The 26343-nt window shown below is 72.8% G+C and carries 25 protein-coding genes; 20 read left to right on the plus strand and 5 right to left on the minus strand.

Features of this window, described 5'->3' with window-relative positions; genetic code table 11:
- Nucleotides 1–87: 87 nt before the first annotated feature.
- The gene (locus tag ACWFQ8_RS04670; RefSeq protein WP_453784720.1) at nucleotides 88–1092 is read right to left on the minus strand and encodes a Gfo/Idh/MocA family protein; all 1005 of its coding nucleotides are present in this window, start codon (nucleotides 1090–1092) and stop codon (nucleotides 88–90) included.
- Nucleotides 1093–1243: 151 nt separating this feature from the next.
- Here ACWFQ8_RS04670 and ACWFQ8_RS04675 point away from each other — a divergent pair, with 151 nt between their 5' ends.
- The 8 genes from ACWFQ8_RS04675 (at nucleotide 1244) to ACWFQ8_RS04710 (ending at nucleotide 7967) form a co-directional block, all read left to right on the plus strand.
- Nucleotides 1244–2263 (plus strand): sugar ABC transporter substrate-binding protein, encoded by a 1020-nt coding sequence (locus ACWFQ8_RS04675; RefSeq protein ID WP_453784721.1) that lies wholly within the window; start codon nucleotides 1244–1246, stop codon nucleotides 2261–2263.
- A complete protein-coding gene (locus ACWFQ8_RS04680; RefSeq protein ID WP_453784722.1) occupies nucleotides 2260–3291 on the plus strand; it encodes an ABC transporter permease in 1032 nt (343 codons plus the stop codon). The genes ACWFQ8_RS04675 and ACWFQ8_RS04680 overlap by 4 nt, the downstream gene beginning before the upstream one ends.
- Complete coding sequence (locus tag ACWFQ8_RS04685; RefSeq protein ID WP_453784723.1) at nucleotides 3261–4139, plus strand: ATP-binding cassette domain-containing protein; 879 nt, start codon at nucleotides 3261–3263, stop codon at nucleotides 4137–4139. The genes ACWFQ8_RS04680 and ACWFQ8_RS04685 overlap by 31 nt, the downstream gene beginning before the upstream one ends.
- A gap of 16 nt (nucleotides 4140–4155) precedes the next feature.
- On the plus strand, nucleotides 4156–5334 hold the full coding sequence (locus ACWFQ8_RS04690) for an ROK family glucokinase (protein ID WP_453784724.1): 1179 nt from the start codon (nucleotides 4156–4158) through the stop codon (nucleotides 5332–5334).
- Nucleotides 5331–5921, plus strand: a complete 591-nt coding sequence (locus ACWFQ8_RS04695; protein WP_453784725.1) for a hypothetical protein — start codon at nucleotides 5331–5333, stop codon at nucleotides 5919–5921. Before ACWFQ8_RS04690 ends, ACWFQ8_RS04695 begins: the two co-directional genes overlap by 4 nt.
- Nucleotides 5922–5953: 32 nt before the next feature.
- A complete protein-coding gene (locus ACWFQ8_RS04700; RefSeq protein WP_453784726.1) occupies nucleotides 5954–6586 on the plus strand; it encodes an MBL fold metallo-hydrolase in 633 nt (210 codons plus the stop codon).
- A gap of 30 nt (nucleotides 6587–6616) precedes the next feature.
- Complete coding sequence (locus ACWFQ8_RS04705) at nucleotides 6617–7402, plus strand: exodeoxyribonuclease III (protein ID WP_453784727.1); 786 nt, start codon at nucleotides 6617–6619, stop codon at nucleotides 7400–7402.
- A gap of 124 nt (nucleotides 7403–7526) precedes the next feature.
- Nucleotides 7527–7967, plus strand: a complete 441-nt coding sequence (locus tag ACWFQ8_RS04710) for a DUF6278 family protein (RefSeq protein WP_453784728.1) — start codon at nucleotides 7527–7529, stop codon at nucleotides 7965–7967.
- A gap of 46 nt (nucleotides 7968–8013) precedes the next feature.
- Here ACWFQ8_RS04710 and ACWFQ8_RS04715 read toward each other — a convergent pair whose 3' ends face one another.
- Both ACWFQ8_RS04715 and ACWFQ8_RS04720 read right to left on the minus strand, forming a co-directional pair.
- Nucleotides 8014–9609: a CocE/NonD family hydrolase gene (locus tag ACWFQ8_RS04715; RefSeq protein ID WP_453784729.1), complete on the minus strand. Its 1596-nt coding sequence runs from the start codon at nucleotides 9607–9609 to the stop codon at nucleotides 8014–8016.
- Nucleotides 9610–9764: 155 nt separating this feature from the next.
- Nucleotides 9765–10943 carry an Ig-like domain-containing protein gene (locus ACWFQ8_RS04720; RefSeq protein ID WP_453784875.1) on the minus strand — a complete coding sequence of 393 codons (1179 nt, stop codon included), beginning with the start codon at nucleotides 10941–10943 and terminating at the stop codon, nucleotides 9765–9767.
- 268 nt (nucleotides 10944–11211) lie between these two features.
- Here ACWFQ8_RS04720 and ACWFQ8_RS04725 point away from each other — a divergent pair, with 268 nt between their 5' ends.
- From ACWFQ8_RS04725 to ACWFQ8_RS04750, 6 genes are all read left to right on the plus strand, one after another.
- Nucleotides 11212–12387 carry a lipid II:glycine glycyltransferase FemX gene (locus ACWFQ8_RS04725; protein WP_453784730.1) on the plus strand — a complete coding sequence of 392 codons (1176 nt, stop codon included), beginning with the start codon at nucleotides 11212–11214 and terminating at the stop codon, nucleotides 12385–12387.
- The gene (gene murJ, locus ACWFQ8_RS04730; RefSeq protein WP_453784731.1) at nucleotides 12384–14150 is read left to right on the plus strand and encodes a murein biosynthesis integral membrane protein MurJ; all 1767 of its coding nucleotides are present in this window, start codon (nucleotides 12384–12386) and stop codon (nucleotides 14148–14150) included. The genes ACWFQ8_RS04725 and murJ overlap by 4 nt, the downstream gene beginning before the upstream one ends.
- Nucleotides 14151–14189: 39 nt before the next feature.
- On the plus strand, nucleotides 14190–14873 hold the full coding sequence (locus ACWFQ8_RS04735; RefSeq protein ID WP_453784732.1) for a response regulator: 684 nt from the start codon (nucleotides 14190–14192) through the stop codon (nucleotides 14871–14873).
- Nucleotides 14874–14883: 10 nt separating this feature from the next.
- Entirely contained in the window at nucleotides 14884–16329 is a 1446-nt protein-coding gene (locus tag ACWFQ8_RS04740) for an ATP-binding protein (RefSeq protein WP_453784733.1), read from the plus strand.
- Nucleotides 16326–16844 (plus strand): hypothetical protein, encoded by a 519-nt coding sequence (locus ACWFQ8_RS04745; RefSeq protein ID WP_453784734.1) that lies wholly within the window; start codon nucleotides 16326–16328, stop codon nucleotides 16842–16844. The genes ACWFQ8_RS04740 and ACWFQ8_RS04745 overlap by 4 nt, the downstream gene beginning before the upstream one ends.
- 68 nt (nucleotides 16845–16912) lie before the next feature.
- Nucleotides 16913–18172 (plus strand): cytochrome P450, encoded by a 1260-nt coding sequence (locus ACWFQ8_RS04750; protein ID WP_453784735.1) that lies wholly within the window; start codon nucleotides 16913–16915, stop codon nucleotides 18170–18172.
- Here ACWFQ8_RS04750 and ACWFQ8_RS04755 read toward each other — a convergent pair.
- Entirely contained in the window at nucleotides 18132–18854 is a 723-nt protein-coding gene (locus ACWFQ8_RS04755; protein ID WP_453784736.1) for a hypothetical protein, read from the minus strand. The two genes, ACWFQ8_RS04750 and ACWFQ8_RS04755, sit on opposite strands and share 41 nt — an antisense overlap.
- Nucleotides 18855–18955: 101 nt before the next feature.
- On the opposite strand from ACWFQ8_RS04755, the gene ggt reads away from it, so the two are divergent.
- Nucleotides 18956–20755 carry a gamma-glutamyltransferase gene (gene ggt / locus ACWFQ8_RS04760; RefSeq protein ID WP_453784737.1) on the plus strand — a complete coding sequence of 600 codons (1800 nt, stop codon included), beginning with the start codon at nucleotides 18956–18958 and terminating at the stop codon, nucleotides 20753–20755.
- Nucleotides 20756–20838: 83 nt separating this feature from the next.
- Here the strand turns inward: ggt and map are convergent, their stop codons facing one another.
- A complete protein-coding gene (gene map / locus ACWFQ8_RS04765) occupies nucleotides 20839–21606 on the minus strand; it encodes a type I methionyl aminopeptidase (protein WP_453784738.1) in 768 nt (255 codons plus the stop codon).
- A gap of 64 nt (nucleotides 21607–21670) precedes the next feature.
- Here map and ACWFQ8_RS04770 point away from each other — a divergent pair, with 64 nt between their 5' ends.
- From ACWFQ8_RS04770 to ACWFQ8_RS04790, 5 genes are all read left to right on the plus strand, one after another.
- On the plus strand, nucleotides 21671–21922 hold the full coding sequence (locus ACWFQ8_RS04770) for a helix-turn-helix domain-containing protein (protein ID WP_453784739.1): 252 nt from the start codon (nucleotides 21671–21673) through the stop codon (nucleotides 21920–21922).
- A gap of 52 nt (nucleotides 21923–21974) precedes the next feature.
- Complete coding sequence (locus ACWFQ8_RS04775) at nucleotides 21975–22355, plus strand: PPOX class F420-dependent oxidoreductase (protein WP_453784740.1); 381 nt, start codon at nucleotides 21975–21977, stop codon at nucleotides 22353–22355.
- Nucleotides 22356–22400: 45 nt separating this feature from the next.
- Entirely contained in the window at nucleotides 22401–24032 is a 1632-nt protein-coding gene (locus ACWFQ8_RS04780) for a hypothetical protein (protein ID WP_453784741.1), read from the plus strand.
- Nucleotides 24033–24199: 167 nt separating this feature from the next.
- Nucleotides 24200–25042 (plus strand): nitrilase-related carbon-nitrogen hydrolase, encoded by an 843-nt coding sequence (locus ACWFQ8_RS04785; RefSeq protein ID WP_453784742.1) that lies wholly within the window; start codon nucleotides 24200–24202, stop codon nucleotides 25040–25042.
- A complete protein-coding gene (locus ACWFQ8_RS04790) occupies nucleotides 25039–26334 on the plus strand; it encodes an aspartate aminotransferase family protein (RefSeq protein WP_453784743.1) in 1296 nt (431 codons plus the stop codon). The genes ACWFQ8_RS04785 and ACWFQ8_RS04790 overlap by 4 nt, the downstream gene beginning before the upstream one ends.
- Nucleotides 26335–26343 lie beyond the last annotated feature (9 nt).

Raw genomic sequence — 26343 nt, forward strand, 5'->3', positions numbered from 1 at the left:
CGCCCCCGGAGTTGTCCGGAACGCGTCCCCTCACCCCGTGCTCCCCGGCCCTACTGTGGCCTGATGCCCGCCCCCGCGGGGCCCCGCCTACAGGTCCGGGAGCTCCTCCAGCCGCACCGGCCGCCGCTCGCGGCGCGAGCGCTCGCACGCCTCCGCCACCCGGAAGGCGGCGAGCGCCTCCCGCCCGTCGCAGGGGTTCGGCCCCTCGCCGCGCACCAGGCGTACGAAGGCCGCCAGCTCGGCCTCGTACGCGGGGCCGAACCGCTCCAGGAACCCCGTCCACGGCTTGCTGGCCGCCGGCGGACCGTGCGGTTCCGTCGAGGTGATCGGCGTCCGGTCGTCCAGCCCGCAGGAGACCTGGTCCAACTCCCCGGCCAGCTCCATGCGCACGTCGTAGCCCGCGCCGTTGCAGCGGGTGCCGCCGGCGGTGACCAGCGTCCCGTCGTCCAGCGAGAGCACGGCCGCCGCGGTGTCGATGTCGCCGGCGTCCCGGAACAGCGCCGGACCCGCGTCCGACCCGGTCGCGTACACCTCGACCACCTCGCGCCCCGTCACCCAGCGCACCATGTCGAAATCGTGCACCAGGCAGTCCCGGTAGAGCCCGCCGGAGGTCGCGAGGTAGGCGGCCGGCGGCGGGGACGGGTCGGCGGTCATGGTCCGTACGGTGTGCAGCCGGCCCAGGGCGCCCGAGCGGACCAGCTCGCGGGCCGTGCGGTAGCCCGCGTCGAAGCGGCGCATGAAGCCCAGCTGGAGCGTCCCGCCGACCGCGGCCACCTCGCGCAGCACGTCCAGGGTGCGGGCCAGGGTGGTGGTGATCGGCTTCTCGCAGAACACCGGCAGGCCGCCGCGCACGGCCCGGACGACGAGCTCCGCGTGCGCCTCGGTGGCGCAGGCCACCACCACCGCGTCCACCCCCCAGGTGAAGACCTGCTCCACGGAGGGCGCCGCGGTGGCCCCGAGCCGGTCGGCGAGGCGCGCCGCCCGCGCGGGGTCGGCGTCGGCGAGCAGGAGCGAGCCCGCCTCCGGATGGCGGGCCAGGGCCGCCGCGTGGAAGGAGCCGATCCGGCCCGTGCCGATGAGCCCGATGCGCATGCACTCAACCTGGCCCCCTACCGGGGACCTGTCAATCCGCCCGCGCCCGCCCCGGTGCCCCTTCATGGTCCACTGTGGCGGATACTGGGCGGCTGGAACCGGAATGACCGTTTGATGACGGACGAGACCGACGAGGGAAGGGCACGGCGACGTGGCTAGGGTTCGGACAGGGGTACGCGTCGTGGGCGCCGTGCTCGCGGCGGTACTGGGAGCCTCGCTCGCGGGCTGCAGCAGCACGGGCGGCAAGCGTGCCGAGGAACGGGCCAGGGCCGCGGAGCAGGGCCGGCCCGCCGTTTCCACCCCTCGCTGGACCTTCGCGATGGTGACCCACGCGGGTGACGGCGACACCTTCTGGGACATCGTCCAGAAGGGCGCCAAGGAGGCCGCGGCCAAGGACAACATCAACTTCGTCTACGCCCACGACGACCAGGCCCAGCAGCAGGCGCAGTTCGTCCAGAACGCCATCGACCAGAAGGTCGACGGCATCATCGTGAGCCTCGCCAAGCCCGAGGCCCTCAAGGACGTCATCGGCAAGGCCGTCAAGGCCGGCATCCCGGTGGTCACGGTCAACTCCGGCTCCGCCCAGTCCGCCGCGTACGGAGCGCTGACCCACATCGGCCAGGACGAGGAGATCGCCGGCGAGGCCGTCGGCGCCGAGCTGACGAAGCGGGGCCGCAAGCGGGCCCTCTGCGTCCTGCACGAACAGGGCAACGTCGGTCACGAGCAGCGCTGCGCCGGAGCGAAGAGAACGTTCGGGGAGTCCGGCGGGGTCATGGAGAACCTGTACGTCGAGGGCACCAACATGCCGTCCGTCCAGGCCGCCCTCCAGGCCAAGCTCCAGGCCGACCCCTCGGTGGACGCGATCCTCACCCTGGGCGCGCCCTTCGCCCCCACCGCCGTCAAGGCGAAGGACGCGGCGGGCAGCAAGGCCGAGGTGGACACCTTCGACCTCAACGACTCCGTCGCCCGCGACCTGAAGTCCGGGACGCTGGGCTTCGCCGTGGACCAGCAGCCCTACCTCCAGGGCTACGAGGCCGTCGACCTGCTGTGGCTGCACCGCTACAACGCGGACGTGCTCGGCGGCGGCCGTCCGGTCCTCACCGGACCGCAGATCGTCACCGGCGCCGAGGCCGCGCAGCTGGAGGAGTACATCAAGCGGGGCACCCGATGAGCGCGGCCGCGGCAGCGGACGAACGGCTCGCGCCCCCCTCCCTGCTCCGCAGGCTGCTGGGCCGCCCGGAGCTGGGCGCGGTGGTCGGCGCGGCCGCCGTCTTCGTCTTCTTCTCCTTCGCGGCCGACAGCTTCCTGCGGGCCTCCAGCCTCAGCACGATCCTGTACTCGGCCTCCACCATCGGGATCATGGCGGTACCGGTGGCCCTGCTGATGATCGGCGGCGAGTTCGACCTGTCCGCCGGCGTCATGGTCACCACCTCGGCGCTGCTCAGCTCGATGTTCAGCTACCAGATGACCGCGAACGTGTGGGTCGGGGTGCTGGTCTCGCTGGTGGTCACGCTGGCCGTCGGATTCTTCAACGGCTTCATGCTGACCCGCACGAAACTGCCGAGCTTCATCATCACGCTCGGCACCTTCCTGATGCTGACGGGGCTGAACCTGGGCTTCACCAAGCTGATCAGCGGATCGGTGTCCACGAAGAGCATCGCCGACATGGAGGGCTTCTCCTCGGCGCGGGCCCTCTTCGCCTCGCAGTGGAACATCGGCTCGGTCACCCTCAAGGTCACCGTCCTGTGGTGGCTGGTCCTGGTCGCCGTCGCCACCTGGATCCTGCTGCGCACCCGCGCCGGGAACTGGATCTTCGCGGTCGGCGGCGGGGCCGACGCGGCCCGCGCGGTCGGCGTCCCGGTCGTGAAGACCCGGATCGGTCTCTACATGGGCGTCGCCCTGTGCGCCTGGATCTCGGGACAGCACATCCTCTTCTCGTTCGACGTGGTCCAGTCGGGCGAGGGCGTCGGCAACGAATTCCTCTACATCATCGCGGCCGTGATCGGCGGCTGCCTGATGACCGGCGGCTACGGCTCCGCCATCGGCTCCGCCGTCGGCGCCTTCATCTTCGGCATGACCAGCAACGGCATCGTGTACGCCCAGTGGAACCCGGACTGGTTCAAGTTCTTCCTGGGCGCGATGCTGCTGCTGGCCACGCTGCTCAACGCATGGGTCCGCAAGCGGGCGGAGGCGAAGTGACCGTGACCGAAGCACCCGCCCTGGTGAAGCTGGCCGGCGTCAGCAAGTACTACGGCAACATCCGCGCCCTCCACGAGGTCTCCCTGGAGGTCTCGGCCGGCGAGATCACCTGCGTCCTCGGGGACAACGGCGCCGGCAAGTCCACCCTCATCAAGATCATCGCAGGGTTGCACCGGCACGACGCCGGCACCTTCGAGATCGAGGGGGAGGAGACCGTGCTGGCCAATCCGCGCGCGGCCCTCGACCTGGGCATCGCCACCGTCTACCAGGACCTCGCGGTCGTGCCGCTGATGCCCGTCTGGCGGAACTTCTTCCTGGGCTCCGAGCCCACCAAGGGGCGGGGGCCCCTGCGCCGCCTCGACGTGGACCTCATGCGGGACACCACCCGCACCGAGCTGCTGCGCATGGGCATCGACCTGCGCGACGTCGACCAGCCCATCGGCACCCTGTCCGGCGGCGAGCGCCAGTGCGTGGCCATCGCCCGCGCCGTCCACTTCGGCGCCAAGGTCCTCGTACTCGACGAGCCCACCGCCGCCCTCGGCGTCAAGCAGTCCGGCGTGGTGCTCAAGTACGTCGCAGCCGCCCGCGACGCGGGCCTCGGCGTGGTCCTGATCACCCACAACCCGCACCACGCCCACCTCGTCGGCGACCGGTTCGTGCTGCTCAAGCGCGGCACCATGGCGGGCAGCCACACCCGCGAGTCGATCACCCTGGACGAGCTCACCCGGCAGATGGCGGGCGGTTCCGAGCTCGACGAACTGAGCCACGAACTGGAGCGAGTGGCAGAATCAGGACCGGACACCGCGTCCGGCGAGGCGCGCCGGGCCCGCCGCACCACCGAGCCATGAGGGACGACACGACGCGATGAGCACGTACCGGGACTTCACGCTCGCCCACCGGGGGTCGGCGCGGGGCACCGTCCTGCGGACCATCGGAACCCGTGAGCGCCGGTCGCACCTGACCGCCCCCCGCGTCCCGACCGTCGGCATCGACATCGGTGGCACCAAGGTGATGGCGGGCGTCGTCGACGCCGACGGCATCATCCTGGAGAAGATCCGTACGGAGACCCCGGACAAGTCCAAGAGCCCCAAGGTCGTCGAGGACACCATCGTCGAGCTGGTACTGGACCTGTCCGACCGGCACGACGTGCACGCGGTGGGCATCGGCGCGGCCGGCTGGGTGGACGCCGACCGCTCCCGCGTGCTCTTCGCACCCCACCTGGCCTGGCGCGACGAGCCGCTGCGCGACGCGCTCCAGTCCCGGCTCGCGGTCCCGGTCATGGTCGACAACGATGCCAACACCGCTGCCTGGGCCGAGTGGCGCTTCGGCGCCGGACGCGGCGAGGACCACCTCGTCATGATCACGCTGGGTACCGGCATCGGCGGGGCCATCCTGGAGGGCGGCCAGGTCAAGCGCGGCCGGTACGGGGTCGCCGGAGAGTTCGGCCACATGCAGGTCGTCCCCGGCGGGCACCGCTGCCCCTGCGGCAACCGGGGCTGCTGGGAGCAGTACAGCTCCGGCAACGCCCTGGTGCGCGAGGCCCGCGAACTCGCCGCCGCGGACTCCCCGGTCGCGTACAACATCATCGCCAGGGTCGGCGGGAACGTCCACGAGATCACCGGGCCGCTCATCACGGAGCTGGCCCGCGAGGGCGACGCCATGTGCGTCGAGCTGCTCCAGGACATCGGCCAGTGGCTGGGCGTCGGCATCGCCAATCTCGCCGCCGCCCTCGACCCGTCCTGCTTCGTGATCGGCGGCGGCGTCAGCGCCGCCGACGACCTGCTGATCGGGCCCGCCCGCGACGCCTTCCGCCGCCACCTCACCGGCCGGGGCTACCGCCCCGAGGCCCGCATCGCCAAGGCCCAGCTCGGGCCGGAGGCCGGCATGGTCGGCGCCGCCGACCTGGCCCGGCTCGTCGCCCGCCGCTTCCGCCGCGCCACCCGGCGGCGGGTCGAGCGGTACGAGCGCTACGCGCAGCTGGGCCGGCGCGACGCCACCGGGTCCCCGGACCCGTCGGACCCCAAGGACACCGGAAGCCAGTGACACCGCCCTCCCTGCCCCGCCAGGCCGCCGCTCCCGACGGGGGCGGCGCGCACCATCCCCCCGCCGAGGACCGCAGGCACGTCGTCCGGCGCCGCTGGATCACGGCGATCATCATCCTGCTGCTGGTCGGCGTCCCGGCGGGCTACCTCGCCGTCTCCGCCCAGCAGAGCCGCCAGAGCGGCCGCGACAAGGCGGCCAAGGTCGGCGCCACCAAGGTGCGCCCCGGCTGGCCCTCCAAGGTGCAGCGCAGCATCTACGAGGTGCCCATCCCGGACCAGGCCTGGCGGGTCGGCTTCCTGGAGACGAACAACTGGCGCACCAGCCGGCTGTACACGCAGTTCGCGGTCAGCCCGTCCGAGCTGGACCGGTTCCTGGCCTCCGTCGGCAGCGGCCGCGACGAGCTGACCCCCGGGGTCGCGATCTCCGAGCACGACACGTCGGTCGCCGGTTGGGACTGGACCCCGCACACCGAGTGGGTCGGCACCACCCTGGAGCAGGACGACCCGCGCCCCACCCGGGACATCACGGTCGACCTGACGGACCCCCGCATCGCCAAGGTGTACGTGGTGTCCTCGACCACTCCCTGACGGACCGCCCGCTCCGGGGCTAGCCTTGGATCATGAAGCTCACCAAGCGGCTGCACTCCTGCGTCCAACTGGAGAAGGACGGGCGCACGCTCGTCATCGACCCGGGCGCCTTCAGCGAACCGGACGCCGGCCTCGGCGCGGACGCCCTGCTGGTCACGCACGAGCACCCCGACCACTTCGAGGAGGGCCGGCTGCGGGCCGCCCTCGACGCGAACCCGGCGGCCGCGCTGTGGACCCTGCGCAGCGTCGCGGAGAAACTGGCCGCCGCCTACCCGGGCCGGGTGCACACCGTGGGACACGGCGACACCTTCACCGCCGCCGGGTTCGAGGTCCAGGTGCACGGCGAACTGCACGCGGTCATCCACCCCGACCTGCCGAGGGTCACGAACGTCGGCTACTTCGTGGACGGTTCCCTCTTCCACCCCGGAGACGCGCTGACCGTGCCGGGAGCCCCGGTGGAGACCCTGATGCTCCCCGTGCACGCCCCGTGGAACAAGATCTCCGAGGTGATCGACTACGTCCGCGAGGTGAAGCCGCGCCGGGCGATCGACATCCACGACGCGTACCTCGCCGACATCGCCCGCCCCGTCTACGACGGCGCCCTGGCCGCCCTGGGCGGCTCCGACCACCGTCGACTCACCGCCGGGGAAGGCACCGAACTGTGACGGTCGGTGCCGGGCGGTAGGTTGGGACGCATGCGTATCGCCACGTACAACGTCAACTCGATCACCGCCCGGCTGCCGCGCCTGCTGGCCTGGCTGGAGAGCTCCGGCACGGACGTCCTGTGCGTCCAGGAGACCAAGTGCTCCGCGGAGCAGTTCCCGCACGCCGCGCTGCGCGAGCTGGGCTACGAGTCGGCCGTCAACGCCACCGGCCGGTGGAACGGCGTGGCCCTGCTGTCGAAGGTCGGCCTGGAGGACGTGGAGCTCGGGCTCCCCGGCGGACCCGACTACGAAGGGGTCCAGGAGCCGCGCGCGATCTCCGCCACCTGCGGCGGGGTCCGTGTCTGGTCGGTCTACGTGCCCAACGGCCGCGAGGTCGAGCACGACCACTACGGGTACAAGCTGGACTGGTTCCGCTCGCTGACCGGCGCCGTCGCCGAGGACGCGGCCGGCGGCCGCCCCTTCGCGGTGCTCGGCGACTTCAACGTGGCCCCCACCGACGAGGACGTCTACGATCCGGCCGTCTTCGCCGGCGCCACGCACGTGACCCCCGCCGAACGCGCCGCCCTGGAGGCGCTGCGGGCCGCCGGGCTCAGCGAGGTGCTGCCGCGCGCGCTCAAGTACGACCGCGCCTACACCTTCTGGGACTACCGGATGCTGGCCTTCCCGAAGAACAAGGGCATGCGCATCGACCTGGTCTTCGGGAACGAGCCCTTCACCAAGGCCGTCACGGACGCCTACGTGGACCGCGAGGAGCGCAAGGGCAAGGGGGCTTCCGACCACGCGCCCGTCGTCGTGGACCTCGACCTCGACCGGTAGGCCCGCTCACGGGCCCCGATCCGGCTCGGGGATCTCCCGGTCCGGGACCGGGGTCCGGGATCCCGGTCCGGGATCCAGGCGCGCCCTGTGGCCACCGGCGGATCCTGGTGCGAGTCTGGTCGGTATGAACATCCCTTTCCTGGGCAACTGGCTGAACCGGCACGAAACGGAACAGGGCGCGGATCTGGCCGCCGCCCTCGCGGACGACCCCGAGGGCATCGTCGAGCTGTTCTCGGAGTGCGAGATGCTGCGCGTCCAGGCAAGGGCGACCGGACTCGAACTGGACGAGACGCAAGGGTCGTTGGAGGCCCTCGACCAGCTGATGCCGCGCTGGCGGCGGGATCCCGAGATCGTGCCGTGGCTCGGCAACGACGCCGGCTTCTACCTCGGAACCGTGATCATCCGGACCATCCCGGGCGCCGCCTGGCAGGTGTGGCCGAACGGCCAGCCGGTGATCCGGATGGCCTCGGGCCGGGAGCTGAACGTGATCGAGTCGGGGGTCTCCTGGGCGATGACGGGATCCCCCGAACTCAGTCAGGCGTACGCCGAGGCCTCCGAGGGCTGACGCCCGGCGCCTTCGCCGTCCTCGCGCTCGGCTGCCGCACCTGGGATCACTGCTCGCGCAGCGGTACCGAGACGTAGCTGGGATCGCTGCGGGGCGAGGAGAAGGTCAGCTGCGCGCCGGTGGGGTTGTGCTCGATGTAGAGCGGGTCGACGGTGTCGACCACCAGGGCGAGCCGGTGCCCCGCGGGCACGTCGTAGGCGGTGGAGAAGAGCTCCAGGTCCACGCCGAACGCCTGGCCGGGGGCGCGGCCGTGGAAGGTGTACGGGGCGTTGCTGACCAGTTTGCCGATGCCGAGCGGGCCGACGTCGTAGAGGTACGCGACGAAGGTGCCGTCGGACTTGGTGGGCGTGACGGTGGTGTGCAGTTTCACCGTGCCGCGGATCTCGCGCTCGCTCGCGTAGCGCTCGGACTGCCAGACGGCGGCGAACGCGCGGGGCAGGAGGGGGATCGAGGCGACCGGGGGCGCCTGGAAGAACTGGTCGAGGACACTGGAGAGCAGGACGACACCGCCGTTGGCACCGGAGTCGACATTGGCGAACAGGTGCTCGCTGTCGTTCAGCGGCACCTTCAGGGTGCCGCCGGAGCCGACCGACTTCCAGTCGGCGTAGCCCTCGTACCCCTCGTCGCCGCGGGACTTGATCTGCACCGGGGCCTCGGTGTCCACGCCGTTGCGCTCGCCCTTGAGGTAGCGGTCGAACCAGCGGTGGGCGTTGGTCCAGGTGTCGTTGGGCAGGCCGAGCAGGCCGGACCCCTCGGCGGTGGCGTGGTCCCCGGGGCGGAACTCCAGGCGCTTGGGGCCCGTGAGCCGCTCGTAGAACGCGGCGTACTGGTTGGGCGGGAAGATGGTGTCGCCCCAGGCGTTGCCCAGCATGACGGCGGTGCCGTTGGCGTTGATCCGGTCCACCTGCTCGGAGGCGGAGCGCTTCTTGCCCCAGTCGATCATCTGCTGCTCCCGGTCGAGCCGGGAGCCGAGGAAGTCGGTGAGGATCGACTGGAGTTCGGGACCGGGGCGGCCGGTGAGGAAGCCGGCGGCGCCGAGCAGTCCTGCGGCCTGGAGGTGCTGGGTGCGGCCCGAGTAGATCGACTCGATGAGGTCGGCCCAGCCGCTGAGTGCGACCACGGCCTTGACGCGCGGATCGTGCGCGGAGGCCAGCAGGGTGATGCCGGCCCCGTACGAAACGCCGCCGAGTCCGATCCGGTCCGCGTCGGCGGGGGTACGGGCGAGGGCCCAGTCGATGACGGCGGACACGTCGGCGACGTCCGGCGGGCCGGCGACCTCGATCTGGCCGCCGGAGAGCCAGAAGCCGCGCGAGGTGTAACTGACCACGACGTAGCCGGAGTCGGCGAGCTTCTTGGCCTGGGCGATGTATTCGATCTGCGGCATGCCCCAGCTGGTGGGGAGCACGATGAGCGGGTACTTCCGGCCGGGCTCCGCGCCCGCCGGGGTGAAGACGTTGCCCTTGAGGATGATGCCGCCCGAGCCGGGGATGTCGTGGAAGGTCGGCCCGGAGGGAGCGGTCGAGGTGGTGGCGGTCGCCGCGGCGGCCGGTACGGGAGCCGCCTGGGCCTGGTGGGGGGCCAGGCCCAGGGCGGCTGCCGCCAGCACGGCCGCCACGGCCGCGGCGGTGGTGGTGCGTTCCATCAATGGCTCCTCGCGTAAGCCGGGTTGTCAAAGTGACCCGACGGTAACGGGAGCGGGTTACCGGAAGTAACCCATTGGTAAGTTACGCGCTGGTAACGATTGAACGAAGGTCAGTGGAATCGGCTGCGGGCGCGCCGGCCGACTGAAAGTCGAGGTCAGCCGTTTTGAGGTGCGCCGGTCAGCGCGCTCTTGGCCTTCCACTGGTCCCAGGAGAGGTTCCACTCGCCGTAGCCGTTGCCGATCTCGGCATTGCCCTTGGAGCCCTCGCCGACCACCTCGAACGGGTCACCGACCTGGACCTGGGCGTAGAAGGACGCGGCATCGGCGTCGCTCATCCCCACGCAGCCCGAACTGGAGTTGACGCGGCCGAAGTCCGCCGAGTTCCACGGCGCGGCGTGCGCGTACATGCCCGACCACGTCAGGCGCATGGAGTAGTCGACCATCTTGTCGTAGGCATCGCCCAGGCCCACCGTCTGGGAGTCCATCCGGATGGTGCCCTCCTTGGACATGAGCACCATCTTCCCGGACCACGAGGCCTTCTTGCCGCCCGGGGTGCCGGCCGAGACCGCGATGGTCCTGACCGTCTGACCGTCCTCGACGACCTTCATCTTCTTGGTGTCGAGACCGACCTCCATCCGGCGGTCCTTGCCGATCTTGAACTCCGTGGTGTAGTCCTTGGCGAAGAGCCCGCCGCCCTGCCCGGAGTCCACCCCGTTCAGGTTCATGTCGACTTTCACCTCGGTGCCGGACTTCCAGTACTCCTTGGGGCGCCAGTCCACCCGGTCCTTGCCGCTGTAGTCCTTGAACCAGCCCCAGGAGCCCTCGGTGCTGTTCGAGGTGGTGACCTTCAGCTGCTTCTCCACCCCCGCCTTGTCGCTCACCGGGTTGTCGAAGACGATCGAGACGGGCATGGCCACGCCCACGACGCTGCCCTTGGGGATGTTGATCGACACCTTGTTCACCTTGTCGGCGGCGCCGCTCCTGAACTGGGTGGCCGCGCTCTGGCTGTCGGTGTTCTGGGCTTCGACCCGGTAGTCCGTGCCCGGCGAGGCATTGCGCTCCGACGTCCAGGTCCTTCCGTCGTCGGCTATCTTCCCGGGCAGCTCCCCGCCCTTGCCGTCGGTCACCTTCACCAGCGCGAGCTTGCCCTCGGCCAGGGTCACGGTGACCGGCTCGCCGGCCTTCACCTGATCACCCGTGAGGTTCACCGCTATCGCCATGTCCGACTTCGGCTTCATCTCCGCCTCGGCCTTGCCGGTCCCGCTCCCGGCAGCTCCGGACCCGCCCCCGCAGGCGGTCAGGGCAGCGGCCAGGAGTGCGGTGCCCGCCAGCATGGCGTGGCGGCCCCGACGGCGCGGCAGTGCGGTACGGCGTGTGCGGCTCAACGAAACCCCTCCGATGCAATGGTCTTTCGCGAATAGAGAGCGAACGGGACGGCTCCAGGTTGCGTATTCAGGGGAAAAACTCTTCCTTTCGGTTGTGACGTGGACCGCAGCGAAACGGTCATCGTCCGGTCACAATCGCCGCTCACTCCCGTCACGGGCCCCTGTGAGAGTCCTGTGCAGCCATCTCCCCGCCCCACGCACAGGAAGGCCGACAGCCGTGTGTGCACTGCTCGTGACCACCGCCCGGCAGCCCCGTCTCCAGCACGTCAAGCAGGATCTGACGGTGCGTGAGCTGTCCGTAGCGGAATACCGGACCTTCCTTTACCGGCACGGGAGGGCGAGTTTCCTCCAGTACCCCTCCTGGGCCGAAGTGAAGGACCTCTGGCGTTCGGAAAGGGTCGGATGGCACTACCCGGACGGGGAAATCGCGGGGGCCGCCCTCGTCCTCTACCGGCAATTCCCAGGCACCCGGAAATACTTCGCCTACCTTCCCGAAGGACCCGTCGTCGACTGGTCCGACCCCCGCATAGACCACTGGCTGACCCCGCTGCTGCGCCACCTCCGGGCCGCGGGGGCCTTCGCCGTCCGGATGGGTCCCACCCCCGCCTACCGCCGCTGGGACGCGGCCACCGTCAAGTCCGCGACCGGGCCCGGCCGTCAGCTGTCCGACGTCCTGGCCACCGAGGTCGATCCGGTCGGCTCCGCCCTCGCCGACCGGCTGCGCACCCGCGGCTGGAAGCGCTGCGGCGGCGAGGACGACGGCGACGCCCAGCCCCGCCACGTCTTCCGCGTCCCGCTGGCGGGCCGCTCGCGCGAAGACCTCTGGTCGGGGCTGAACCAGGAGTGGCGGCGCAATGTGCGCAAGGCCAAGAAGGCCGGTGTGGAGACGGTCCTCGGCAGCGCCGCCGACCTGCCGGAGTTCTACCGGCTGCTGAGGATCACCGAGGAACGCGACGGTTTCCGGCTCGGCCGCTCCCTCGCGTACTACGAGCGGCAGTACCGCGTCCTCAACGCCGAGCAGCCCGGACGGATGCGGCTCTACCTGGGCATCCACCAGGGCGAGATCCTCGCCGCCCACACGATGATCGTCGCGGGAAGCCGGGTCTGGTACCAGACCGGCGCCTCCGCCGACCACCGGCGCGAGGTCCGTCCCAGCAACGCCCTGCAGTGGCGGATGATGGGTGACGCCCACGCCCTCGGCGCGGACGAGTACGACATGCGCGGGGTACCCTCCACCCTTGACCCCGACGAACGTTCTTTCGGGTTGCTGCGCTGGAAGCTCGGCACCGGCGGGCAGGTCGTCGAGACGCTCGGCGAGTGGGAGACCCCGATGGACGGACACACCAACACGGCGTTGTACAAGGCCTTCCAGGCGTACCTGGCCCGCCGGTGAGCAACGGCACCACCGCCGCGGCGTCCGCCGCGGCCGAGCACACCCCGGCCGAGCGGCAACCGGCCGGGCAGCGACCGGTCGGGCGGCAATCGACCGGGCGGCAATCGACCGGGCCCACCGCAGACTCCCCGGCCCAGCGGGCCGCGGCGCCGCCCAAGACCTCGGTGCTCCGCAGCGGCGCGCTCATGGCGGCCGGTTCGATCGTCTCCCGCGCCACCGGCTTCGTCCGTTCCGCCGTCGTCGTCGCGGCGCTGGGCGTCGGCCTGCTCGGCGACAGCTACGCGGTGGCCAACACGGTCCCGAACATCATCTACATCCTGCTCGTGGGCGGCGCGCTCAACGCCGTCTTCGTGCCGGAGCTGGTCCGGGCCGCGAAGGAGCACGAGGACGGCGGCGCCGCCTACACCGACCGGCTGCTGACCGCCTGCACGGTCGTGCTGGTGGCCATCACGGCGGCCGCGGTCCTCGCCGCCCCCCTGATCGTGTCGCTGTACACCGGCTACAGCGGGGCCCAGGAGAGCACCACCGTCGCGCTGGCCCGCTACTGCCTGCCGCAGATCCTCTTCTACGGCCTCTTCACCCTGCTCGGCCAGGTGCTGAACGCGCGCGGCCGGTTCGGCGCCATGATGTGGACCCCGGTCCTCAACAACTTCGTGATCATCGCAGTCTTCGGCCTCTTCCTCTACGTCGCCCACGACGCGGAACACGGCCTGACCGCCGGGGAAACCCGGCTGCTGGGCCTCGGCACCACCGCCGGCATCGTCCTCCAGGCCCTCGCCCTCCTCCCCTCCCTGCGCGCCGCCCGCTTCCGCTGGCGCCCCCGCTTCGACTGGCGCGGCAGCGGCCTCGGCCGCCCGCTGCGCAACGCGGGCTGGCTGGTCATGCTCGTCCTCACCAACCAGATCGCCTACTGGGTCGTCACCCGGCTCTCCACCACCACCGGCGCCCGGGCCGACCTGGCGGGCCTCCCGGGCGCCGGGTACACGGCCTACAGCAACGCCTACCAGCTGTGGATCGTCCCCCAGGGCATCATCACCGTCTCGCTCGTGACCGCGCTGATGCCCCGGATGAGCGCCGCGGCCTCCGACGGCGACCTCACCGCCGTCCGCCGGGACGTCTCGTACGCGCTGCGCTCCAGCGCGGCCCTGGTCGTGCCGGCCGCCGCGCTCTTCGCCGCCCTCGCCCCCTGGGTGATGGGCTCCGTCTTCGAGTACGGCCGCACCGGCGCCGCCGACATCGAGGTGATGGCGGGCATCCTCGTCGCCTTCGCGCCCGGCCTGATCGCCTTCTCCGCCCAGTACGTCCTCTCGCGCGGCTTCTACGCGCTCTCCGACACCCGGACCCCGTTCTTCCTGAACCTGGTGGTCGCCGCGCTCAACGCGGGCCTGTCGGCCGCCGCGTACTTCCTGCTCCCCCCGCGCTGGGCGGTGACCGGCATGGCCGCCGCCTCCTCGGTCGCCTTCTTCGCCGGCGCGGCCGCGACCGCCCACGTCCTGGCCCGCCGGCTCGGCCCGCGCGCGGGCACCCGTACCGAGCGGCGCACCACGGCCGTACGGACCCACCTGCGGGTTCTCGTCGCCAGCGCCCCGGCGGCCGTCGCCGGGTACGCCGCCGCCCGCGCCGCCGAACGGTGGGGCGACTTCGCCGCGGTGGGGGCGGGAACCGCCGCCCTGCTGCTCGTCGTCGTCCTCCTCGCCGGGCCGCTGCGCCTGACGGAGATCACCGACCTGCTGGCCTCCCTGCGGCGCAAGACCGGCCGTTAGCGCGAGGAAGAGCCCCGAACCTCTTTGGAAAATGACCGGATGCCACGCGTACTGCTGATCGAGGACGACCCTTCCATCAGGGAAGGGGTGGGACTGGGCCTGCGCCGCCGCGGCCACGAGGTGAGCGCCGCCGAGACCGGCGAGGCGGGGCTCGCCCTGATGGCGGGCTTCCGGCCCGAACTCGTACTGCTCGACCTGATGCTGCCCGGGATGAACGGCGTACAGGTCTGCCGCCGCATCCGGGAGACCAGCGAGGTCCCCATCATCATGCTCACCGCGCGCGGCGACGACTTCGACATCGTCGTCGGCCTGGAGGCCGGCGCCGACGACTACATCGTCAAGCCCGCCCGCACCGAGGTCATCGAGGCCCGGGTCAGGGCCGTCCTGCGCCGGCTCGCCGACCCGGTGGGGATCCGCCCCGACGTCGAGCACCACGCCGAACTGGCCATCGACCGGGCAGGACTGACCGTCTCCAAGAACGGCGAGCGCGTCGCCCTCGCCCCCAGCGAGATCAAGCTCCTGCTGCACCTGTCGGCCTCCCCCGAGCAGGTCTTCTCCCGCCAGCAGCTCCTGGAGTACGTGTGGGAGCACAGCTACCACGCCGACGCGCGGCTGGTGGACGCCTGCGTGCGCCGGCTGCGCCACAAGATAGAGGACCCCGACGCCGCCCCCCGCTACATACAGACCGTGCGGGGCTTCGGCTACCGCTTCGGTCCCCTGTAGGGGTCGCGGAGTGAGAAGGGCGGCGCCGCTCGGCCTGCGCACCCGGCTGATCGGGGCCTTCCTGCTGGTCGCCGCGATCTGCGCGGTGACCACGGCCGCCCTGACCTACCAGCAGGCGCGCAACGCGATCCTCAAGCAGTCCCAGGACACCGCCGTCAGCACCCTGCGGGACCAGGTCGAGCAGCAGCAGATGCGCCTCCCCCTGGACCAGCAGGAGCTCCAGCGCATCGTCACGGACCTGGGCAAGCGGGGCAAGCCGCATCCCTGGATCGTCTTCGGCGAGTACGGCGGCCTGCGCGCCTCTTCCAACATCACCTCGCCGACCTCCACCGTGGTCACCGACCGGCTGCGCGACAAGGTCCGCACCAACCAGTACGGCGCGTTCCAACGTGTCGAGGACCGCAACGGCAATCCGTACCTGACGGTCGGTGTCGCCGCCGTCTTCGAGCACGGCGGGCTCCGCGAGCCCACGGGGGCCGTCTTCTTCGCCAGCATGGCGCTGACCGCCGAGAACCAGACGGTCCAGGCCATGGTCACGGCCGCCCAGCAGGGTGCCGTCCCCGGCCTGGCCATCGCCGTCGTCCCGGCCCTGCTGGCCGCGCGCAGCGTGCTGCGGCCGGTGCGCGACATGCGCCGCGCCGCCCAGCGGCTCGGCCGGGGCCGCCTGGACACCCGTATCGAGGTCCGGGGCGCCGACGAACTCGCCGGGCTCGCCCGCACCTTCAACGAGACCGCCCGCGCCCTCGAACACTCGGTGACCGAGCTACGGGAGGCGGAGTCCCGGGCCCGCCGCTTCGCCTCCGACGTCTCGCACGAGCTGCGCACCCCGCTCGCCGGGATGCTCGCCGTCACCGAGGTCCTCGACGAGGACGCCGCGGGCCTGGACCCCGACACCGCCAAGGCCCTGCGCCTGATCAGCGCCGAGACCGGCAAGCTGGCCGTCCTCGTCGAGGACCTGATGGAGATCTCCCGCTTCGACGCCCGCGCCGCCGAGCTCAACCTCGACGACGTGGACATCGCCGAGGCCGTCGGCAAGACCCTGGAACGCCGTCACTGGGACGGCGACGAGGTCCGCGCCGAGTTGCCGCACCTGGTCCGCGCCCGGCTCGACCCCCGGCGCTTCGACGTGGTCCTCGCCAACCTCGTCGGCAACGCCCTGCGGCACGGCGGCGCCCCGGTACGGATCACCGTGCGGACCGCGCCGGGCCCCGCGGGGGAGCGGCTGCTGATCGAGGTCGCCGACAGCGGGCCCGGCATCGCCCCCGAGGTGCTGCCGCACATCTTCGACCGGTTCTTCAAGGCCGACGCCGCCCGCACCCGCTCCGCGGGCAGCGGCCTCGGTCTCGCCATCACGCAGGAGAACGTCCATCTGCACGGCGGTACGCTCCGGGCGGCCAACGGGCCCGCCGGTGGCGCCGTCTTCACCCTCGACATGCCGCTGGAGGCAGGGCCGTGAGCGGAGCGAAGAAGACCGCGACCGCCGTCCTCGCCCTGGTCGGCACACTGCTGCTCGGCGCCTGCGGCATCAAGCCCACCGGCGTGATCGACAGCGGCCACGCCGCCACCGTGGTCGTCCCGGGCGCCGCCGACGGGCCGGTCCTGTACTACGTGAACAAGGAGACCGGGCGGCTGGTGCCGGCCCCACTGGCGCTGGAGGGATACACGATCAAGCCCCCCGCGCTCCTGTCGGTGCTGCTGACCGGGCGCGGCGCCCCGGCCCGCGCGGCCGGGCTCACCACCGAGCTGCCCCAGGTCCCCGCCCAGGAAGCGATGAGCACGGAGATCGAGCACACCGCGGAGGGCCGGGTGCGCGCCCGGGTCCCGTTCAAGGTGGGGGACCTGTCGGAACTGGGCGTCGGCCAGATCGTCTGCACCCTCGGCTTCGCCGTGACCCCGGGGACCCTCAGCGAGGTCACCGTGCAGGGGACCGACACCGTCCTCGAACCCGCCATGTGCGACCTGCGGCGCTGACCCCGGTCGCGCGCGCGACCGGCGCCGCGCCCTTGCGGGCGGGGCGCCGCACCGGTCACCGTGGCCGCATGGACCACGCCCCGGCCCCGCCCGACGTCTTCGACCCCCGCGTCTACGCCGAGGGGATCCCGCACGCGCGCTACCGCATCCTGCGCGACACCGACCCGGTGGCCTGGCAGCCCGAACCGGAGGTGCTGGGATGGCCCGCCGGACCGGGCTTCTGGGCCGTCACCCGGCACGCCGACGTCGTACGGGTCCTGCGCGACCACCGCACGTACTCCTCCTGGCTGGGCGCCACCCAGATCCGCGACCCCGACCCGGCCGACCTGCCGTTCCTGCGCCGCACCATGCTCAACCAGGACCCCCCGGACCACGGCCGGCTGCGCCGGCTCGTCGCCCGCTCCTTCACCCCCGCCCGCGTCGACGCCTTCGCCGGACGGGTCCGCGAACGCGCTCGGTCGCTGCTGGCCGGCGCCCGCGAGAAGGCCGAGGACGGCGCCGTCGACATCGTGCGCGCCGTCACCGACGAGTACGCCCTGCTCAACCTCACCGACCTGCTGGGCGTGCCGGCCGCCGACCGGGCGCTGCTGCTGGAGTGGACCGTACGGGTCATCGGCTACCAGGACCCCGAGGACGCGCCCGCGCCCCTGACGGGCCCGGACGGCACACCGCTCGACCCGCGCTCCCCGGCCCTGCTCGGGGAGATGTTCGCGTACGCCCGCGATCTGGCCGCCCGCAAGCGCGCGCACCCCGGCGACGACGTGATGACGGCCCTCGCCCTGGGCGGACTCGACCCGGCCGAGCTGGAGATGTTCTTCTTCCTGTTGACCGTCGCGGGCAACGACACCGTGCGCGGGGCGGCCCCCGGCGGCCTGCTCGCCCTAGCCCGCGACCCGGACGCCTACCGGCGCCTGGCCGACGGCCGGGTGGCGGTGGACCCGGCCGTCGAGGAACTCCTGCGGGTCCACCCGCCGGTGCTCAGCTTCCGCCGCACCGCGGCCGTCGACACCGTACTGGCCGGGCGGCGCATCCGGGCCGGTGACAAGGTGGTGGTCTTCCACGCCTCCGCCAACCACGACGAGCGCGTCTTCACCGACCCCGCGCGCCTCGACCTCGGGCGCTCGCCCAATGCGCACGTCTCCTTCGGGGACGGGCCGCACGTGTGCCTCGGCGCCCACTTCGCCCGGCTCCAGCTGCGCACCCTGTACGAGGAGTGGCGGGCCGCCCTGCCCCCGCCCGAACTCGCGGGTCCGCCGCGCAGGCTGGTCTCGAACTTCATCAACGGGATCACACGGCTGCCGCTGCGGGTGTCCGGGCCGCGCCGGTGACGTCCGCCTCCAGCTCCGTCACGTCGGGCCCGTAGGCGTCGGAGTTGACGACCTTGAGGACGAGGCAGAAGGACGAGTCGCCGTACTTGCGGGCCAGTGCCCTGTGGTGCCGGGCCAGATAGCGGGCGCCGGCCTGGTTGCTGTTGGCGGTCTGCCCCGACAGCAGGAACACCGGCCGGGCGCCCCGGCCCGTCGTCAGCCGCGCCAGCAGCACGAACTCGACCACGCCCTTCTCCCAGCGGTACGTCTCGTCAGCCACGAAGATGGCCCCCCGGTCCGGGCCGGGCTCCCCGGACACGTCGACCCGCACCCCCGGCAGCATGGAGCTCAGGTGCGCCGCGGTACGGGCGTTGGAGACCGGGCCGCCGACACAGAACTCGGCGCGCTCGCCGAAGCCCTGGCGGGCCTCGTGGGTGATGATCTGCACGTTCGCCCCGCAGTCCTTGATCAGGGCGGAGATCTCCAGCAGCGCGAAGGCGTCGTTGCGGTGCAGCGAGGAATCGGTGCCGCCCATCTGCCGGTTGACCACGAAGAGGCAGTCGGAGCCCGTCGGCAGCCCGAAGAACGCCTGCTTGCGGCGCAGCGTACGGCGCCACAGGTAGGTCCGGGCACACCAGCCGACCCCGCCGCTGAGTGCGGTGGCTATCACCCCGAGCACGATGTTGCGCACGTCGTCGTTCATGCGGCGGATGGTAGCCGTCACACCGCCTTCCTGACGCGGGGGGTGCGGTGAAGTTACAGTGCCGCAGCCGGGCCTGACCGGCTGTCGACTGGAGGAAACGGATGCGTCGTCCCGCCGTACGTCAGTTAGCGCTCGTCGCCCTCGCCGGGGCGCTCGTCTCCACGGGGGCCGCAGCTCCGCCGTCGGGGTCCGCCGCCCCGCCCAAGGTCCCCGTGGCGGCCGGCTACGGCGGAGCGGTGGCCAGCGTCGACGCCGACGCCTCGGCCGTCGGTATCGGCGTCCTGCGCGCCGGCGGCAACGCCGTGGACGCGGCGGTGGCCACCGCCGCCGCGCTCGGGGTCACCGAGCCGTACTCGGCGGGGATCGGCGGGGGCGGCTACTTCGTCTACTACGACGCCGGGTCCCGCCGGGTGCACACCATCGACGGCCGGGAGACCGCCCCGGCCTCGGCCACCTCCGCGCTGTTCCAGGAGAACGGGGTCGCCATCCCCTTCGCCGAAGGGCAGACCAGCGGCCTGGGGGTCGGCGTCCCCGGCACCCCGGCCACCTGGAAGAGCGCCCTCGACGCCTGGGGCACCCGCCCGCTGGGCCGGCTCCTGGAGCCCGCCCGGAAACTGGCCCGCGAGGGCTTCACGGTGGACTCCACCTTCCGCGCCCAGACCGAGGCCAACGAGGCCCGGTTCAGGGACTTCCCCGACACCCGCGAGCTGTTCCTGCCGGGCGGCGCCCTGCCGGTGGTCGGCTCCACCTTCAAGAACCCGGACCTGGCCGCGACGTACGCGGAGCTCGGCCGCAAGGGGGCCGGCGCGCTCTACCGGGGGCCGATCGCCGAGGACATCGTCCGGACCGTGCGCACACCCCCGGTGGACCCGGCCGCCACCCGCGTCGTCCGCGCGGGCGACCTGACCACCGGCGACCTGCGCGCGTACGCGACCAAGCGGCAGGCCCCGACCCAGGTGCGCTACCGCGGCCTGGACGTCTACGGCATGGCGCCCTCCTCCTCGGGCGGCACCACCGTCGGCGAGGCGTTGAACATCCTGGAGCGGACCGACCTCTCGAAGCTGTCGGAGGCCCAGTACCTGCACCACTTCATCGAGGCCTCGCGGATCTCCTTCGCCGACCGGGGGCGCTGGGTCGGCGACCCGGCCGCCGAGGACGTGCCGACGCGGCAGCTGCTCTCGCAGCGGTTCGCCGACTCGCGTGCCTGCCTGATCGAGCCGGACCGGGCGCTCACCAGCCCGCTGGCCCCCGGCGACCCGCGGGCTCCCGAGCCCTGCGCCACCACCGGGCAGGCGGCGCCGACCACGTACGAGGGAGAGAACACCACGCACCTGACGGTCGCCGACCGCTGGGGCAACGTGGTCTCCTACACCCTGACCATCGAGTCCACCGGGGGCAGCGCGATCACCGTTCCGGGGCGCGGCTTCCTGCTGAACAACGAGCTCACCGACTTCTCCTTCGTCCCGGCCGCGCCCGGCGTCCCGGACCCGAACCTGCCCGGCCCCGGCAAGCGGCCGCGCTCGTCCATGTCGCCGACCATCGTGCTGGAGCACGGGCGGCCGGTCCTGGCCGTCGGTTCCCCCGGCGGCGCGACCATCATCACCACCGTGCTGCAGACCCTGACCGGGCATCTGGACCGGGGTCGTCCGCTCGTCGACGCGATCGCCGCGCCGCGCGCCAGCCAGCGCAACCAGACCACCACCGAGCTGGAGCCGGGGCTGTGGAACAGCCCGGTCCGGGCCGAGCTGGAGGCCATCGGCCACGGCTTCCGGCAGAACCCGGAGATCGGGGCCGCCACCGGAGTGCAGCGGCTGCCCGACGGGCGCTGGCTGGCGGCGGCGGAGACGAGCCGGCGGGGCGGCGGATCGGCGATGGTCGTCCACCCGCACGGGAGGCCGTAGGGATCCGAGTCGCCGTGCGGCCGCCGGCCCTCCCGGCGGGCTTCCGGCCGCTCCGGCGCCGCGCGGCAGGCCCTACGGGAGTCCTACGGGAGGGTGAGGATCCGCGGCCCGTCGGCGGTGATCGCGACCGTGTGCTCCGCGTGCGCGGCGCGGTTGCCGTCGACCGTCCGCAGGGTCCAGCCGTCGCCGTCGCAGCGGTAGTCGTCCGTACCGCCCGCGATCAGCATCGGCTCGATCGCGATCACCATGCCGGGGCGCAGCTTCATGCCGCGCCCCGGCGGACCCTCGTTGGGCACGCCCGGATCCTCGTGCATGCGGCGGCCGATCCCGTGGCCGCCGAAGCCGTCCGGGATGCCGTACCCGGCGGCGCGGCACACGGTGCCGATGGCGTGGGCGACGTCCCCGATCCGGTTGCCGGGCAGGGCGGCGGCGATCCCGGCGGCCAGCGCCGCCTCCGCGGTCTCGATGAGCCGCAGGTCGGCGGGGCGGGGCCGGCCGACGGTGAAGCTGACCGCCGCGTCACCGACCCAGCCGCCGAGCCGGGCCCCGCAGTCGATGCTGACCAGGTCGCCGTCGCGGAGCCGCGCCCCGTCGGGGATGCCGTGCACGATCGCGTCGTTGACGGAGGTGCAGACCACGCCCGGGAAGGGCACCGGCGCGAAGCGCGCCCGGTAGCCGAGGAAGGGCGAGGTCGCCCCGGCCTCGCGGAGCACCTCGCGGGCCACGCCATCCAGGTCCAGCAGGGAGCTGCCGACGCGCGCGGCCTCCCGTACGGCCGCGAGGGCCTCTGCCACGACGCGGCCCGCGGCGCGCATCTCGTCGATCGACCGGTCCGTCTTCAGTTCCACCATGCCAATAACTATACCGGTATAACTGTAACGGGATAGTTATTGGCATGGGAGGTAGGATGGACGCATGGTCCGTACCCCCCTCACCCCGGAAGAGCGCGAGCGCGGCGAGCGCTTGGGCGCGCTGCTGCGCGAGGCGCGCGGCGCGCGCAGCATGGTCGAGATCGCGGCCGGCGCCGGCCTCTCGGCCGAGACGCTCCGCAAGATCGAGACCGGCCGGGCGCCCACCCCCGCCTTCTTCACCGTCGCCGCCGTCGCGGAGGTCCTCGGTCTCTCCCTGGACGAAGTGATGCGCCGCTGCGCCCTCGTGCCCGTCTGAGCGGGGCGGCGGCCGTGCGGGCCGCGGGGCCGGGGCCGTAGGGTCGTGCGGTATGGATCTCGAAGAGCTCGGCAGGGCCCGGTACGTCAGCCTCACCACCTTCCGCAAGGACGGCACGCCCGTGGCGACGCCGGTCTGGGCGGTGGCCGACGGCGGCGAACTGTACGTGTGGACGCGCAGCGACTCGTGGAAGATCAAGCGGATCCGCAACGACGGACGGGTCCTGGTCACCCCCTGCGACGTGCGCGGACGCGTCGCGCCGGGGGCGCCCGTGCGGGAAGGGCGGGCGCGCCTGCTGGACGAGTCGGGGCTGCGGCGGGTGCGGAAGCTGATGACGCGCAAGTACACCTGGCAGTTCTGGGCCGTGGACGTCCCGGCCACCCTCGCGCGGCGCGGCAAGCGGCCGCACACCGCGATCGCCGTCCAGCTTTGAGGCGCCCGTAGCCCGCACGTAACACTGGTGGGGTCCAATGCGGTCATGGAGACCGCGACTGCACTGATGATCAGTCAACTCGCCGACTACTTGAGGGGATTGACGCAGAGACTGGATCCCGGGGCGGGCTGGTACGGGGAATTCCTGCGGCGGGATCCGGACGGAGTGCGGGCCTGTCTGGACGGGGCCGCGATGCCGCCGTGGGACGTGGTGGAGTCGCTGCTGCGGGACCTGGAGGCGGTGGTCGGCGCGGAGGCCGCGGCGCGGGAGACGGTGTACGCGGCCCGGCTGCGGGCCGCGGCGGCCGCCGCGTGGGACCGGCTGCCGGGCGGGGCCGAGGAACTGCGGTCGCTGCTCACGGCGTCGGCGTCCGAACGGGCACAGACGGCGGCGGCCCTGCGCGCGCTGACGGCCCGGCTCGGCGGCGCCGTCGACCCGGAGGTCGCGACCGCCCTGGCCGGCGAGCTCGCGTGGGCCCAGGACGACGCCGTGCGCGCCGCGGCCCGCCACGAGGACCTGACCGCCCGGCTGGCCACCCTCCACGCCACCGAGCCCGGTGCGGCTCCCACGGGGGAGGACCCCGCCGGCACCGCCGACGAGCCCCGCCCGGGTGTCCCGCGGCAGCGCGGCGCCGTCGCGGATCCGCCGGTCGGGCGTGCCGAGGGGCGCCGGCTGCGCGGCGCCCGGCGGTCCGGCGGCGCGCGCTACGCGGGTGCGGCGGCCCCGCAGGCCCCGGTCGCCGCCCCGCCCGGGCAGCACACCGCTTCCGCGCCGGTCCTGCCGACGCCGCGCGGGGCCCGCTTCGGCCGCCCGGAGCCGGACACCGCGCCGCACGACGCGCACGGGTCGGCGGGGAGCCGGACGGAGGTCGGCGGGGCGGACGGCGCGGCGCGGCACAGTGCGGAGGGCCCCGCCGGGCAGGCGGGCGGCGGGGCGGACGGCGCGGCGTGGTGGAGCACGCGGAGCCCCGCCGGGCAGGAGCACAACCGGGCGGACGGCGCGGCGCGGCACAGTGCGGAGGGCCCCGCCATGCAGGCGGACGGCGCGGCGTGGCACGGTGCGGGGGGACCCGCCGGGCAGGCGGAGGGCGCGGCGCGGCACGGTACGGGGGGCCCCGCCGGGCGGGAGCCGGACCGGGCGGAGGGCGTGGCGCGGGGGAGTACGCGGGGACTCGTCGGGGAACTGGTAGCCCTGCGCGCGCAGGGGCGCAGCGGGGAGGCGCACGGGCTGCTGTGCGAGGCCGCCGCCTGGCCCGCCGAGCGGTTGCCCGGGCTCGCGGCCGAGCTGGCCCGCGCCGGGCTCGCCGCCGACTGGGCCACCCTGCTGTGGGAGGCGGCCTCGTTGCCGCCCGGTCAGCTCGCGGCGGCCGCGGCCGCCCTCGGCGAGGCCGGCCGGGAGGCCGACTCCGACCGCCTGCTGCGCCAGGGCATGGCCCGGCCCCCGGCCGAGATCGCCGACGCGGCGCTCGCCCTCGGCGAAGCCGGCCGGACCCGCGAGACGGCGGCCCTGCTCGGCGCCTTCGTCCGGGTCCGCACCGCCGAGGAGGCCGCCGCGATGGCGCGGCGGGACCCCCAGTGGTTCGCGCCCCGGTTGCTTCACGCGGCCCGCGCCCTGTCCGGGACCAGGCACCGCGACCTGGTCCACGCGCTTCGCGTGGCCGGTATCGCGGCGGCGTAAACCGCCCGTTCACTGACCGGAATCGATCGCCGGACGACCTGTCCTGATCGACTGCTCCTACCGTGCGAGGCGGTCTTGCCCCGGGCCGGGCCGAGGCCTACGTTCTACTCCCTACGTACTCCGTCTACGTGCGTAGAACTCGGCGATCCCGTCGCGAGGAGCAGCTCATGGCCCAAGTCGTCCGCGCCGCGCTGGTCCAGGCCACCTGGACCGGAGACACCGAATCGATGATCGCCAAACACGAGGAGCACGCCCGGCGGGCCGCCGCCCAGGGGGTGAAGATCATCGGCTTCCAGGAGGTGTTCAACGCCCCCTACTTCTGCCAGGTCCAGGAGCCCGAGCACTACCGCTGGGCCGAGGCCGTCCCCGACGGCCCGACCGTCCGCCGCATGCAGGACCTCGCCCGCGAGACCGGCATGGTGATCGTCGTACCGGTCTTCGAGCTGGAGAGCGAGGGCTTCTACTACAACACCGCCGCCGTCATCGACGCCGACGGCAGCTACCTGGGCAAGTACCGCAAGCACCACATCCCGCAGGTCAAGGGGTTCTGGGAGAAGTACTACTTCCGCCCGGGCAACCTCGGCTGGCCGGTGTTCGACACCGCCGTCGGCCGGGTCGGCGTGTACATCTGCTACGACCGACACTTCCCCGAGGGCTGGCGCCAGTTGGGCCTGGCGGGAGCCCAGCTGGTCTACAACCCCTCCGCCACCCATCGCGGCCTCTCCGCCTACCTCTGGCAGTTGGAACAACCCGCCGCGGCCGTCGCCAACGAGTACTTCATCGCCGCGATCAACCGCATCGGCCAGGAGGAGTACGGCGACAACGACTTCTACGGGACCAGTTACTTCGTGGACCCGCGCGGCCGCTTCGTCGGCGAGACCGCCAGCGACAAGGAAGAGGAACTCCTCGTCCGCGACCTCGACTTCGACCTGATCAAGGAGGTCCGCGACCAGTGGGCCTTCTACCGCGACCGCCGCCCCGACGCCTACGGAGGGCTCGTACAGCCGTGAGCAACCCGATTCCCCTGCACAGCCGCCACCGCACCGTCCTGCCCGACTGGCTCGCGCTCTACTACGACCGCCCCATCGAGCTCACCCACGGCGAGGGCCGCCACGTCTGGGACGCCGACGGCAACCGCTACCTCGACTTCTTCGGCGGCATCCTCACCACGATGACCGCCCACGCCCTGCCCGAGGTCACCAAGGCCGTCGCCGAGCAGGCCGGGCGGCTCATCCACTCCTCGACCCTGTACCTCAACCGGCCGATGATCGAGCTCGCCGAGCGGGTCGCCGCACTCTCCGGCATCCCCGACGCCCGGGTCTTCTTCACCACCTCCGGCACCGAGGCCAACGACGCCGCCCTGCTGCTCGCGACGACGTACCGCCGCTCCAACCAGATCCTGGCGATGCGCAACAGCTACCACGGCCGGTCCTTCTCCACCGTGTCCGTCACCGGCAACCGGGGCTGGTCCCCGACCAGCCTGTCGCCGCTCCAGACCTACTACGTCCACGGCGCGGTCCGCACCCGGGGCCCCTTCGCGGAGCTGTCCGACCGCGACTTCACCGCCGCCGCCGTCGCGGACCTCCAGGACGTGCTGGGCCAGGCGCGCGGGGGAGTGGCCGCGCTCATCGCCGAGCCGATCCAGGGCGTCGGCGGGTTCACCTCGCCCCCGGACGGCCTGTACGGGGCCTTCCGCGAGGTCCTCGACCGCCACGGCATCCTGTGGATCAGCGACGAGGTGCAGACCGGCTGGGGCCGTACCGGTGAGCACTTCTGGGGCTGGCAGGCGCACGCGCAGAACGGCCCGCCGGACATCCTCACCTTCGCCAAGGGGATCGGCAACGGCATGTCCATCGGCGGGGTCGTCGCCCGCTCCGAGGTGATGAACTGCCTGGACGCCAACTCCATCTCCACCTTCGGCGGCTCCCCGGTCACCATGGCGGCCGGCCTCGCCAACCTCTCGTACCTGCTGGAGCACGACCTCCAGGGCAACGCCCGCCGCGTGGGAGGCCTGCTCCTGGAACGGCTGCGCTCCGTCGCCGCCCACGCGCCCGCCGTACGGGAGGTCCGCGGCCGGGGCCTGATGGCCGGACTGGAACTCACCAGGCCCGGCACCGACCAGGCCGACCCGCAGGCCGTCGCCGCCGTTCTGGAAGCGGCCCGCGAGGGCGGTCTGCTCCTCGGCAAGGGCGGAGGGCACGACACCAGCGTGCTGCGCATCGCACCGCCGCTGTCCCTCACCGTCGCCGAGGCGGAAGAGGGCGCCGAGATCCTCGAACAGGCGCTCCGCAGCATCGAGTAGGGGGACCCC

It is taken from the genome of Streptomyces sp. NPDC055254 (assembly GCF_053606025.1).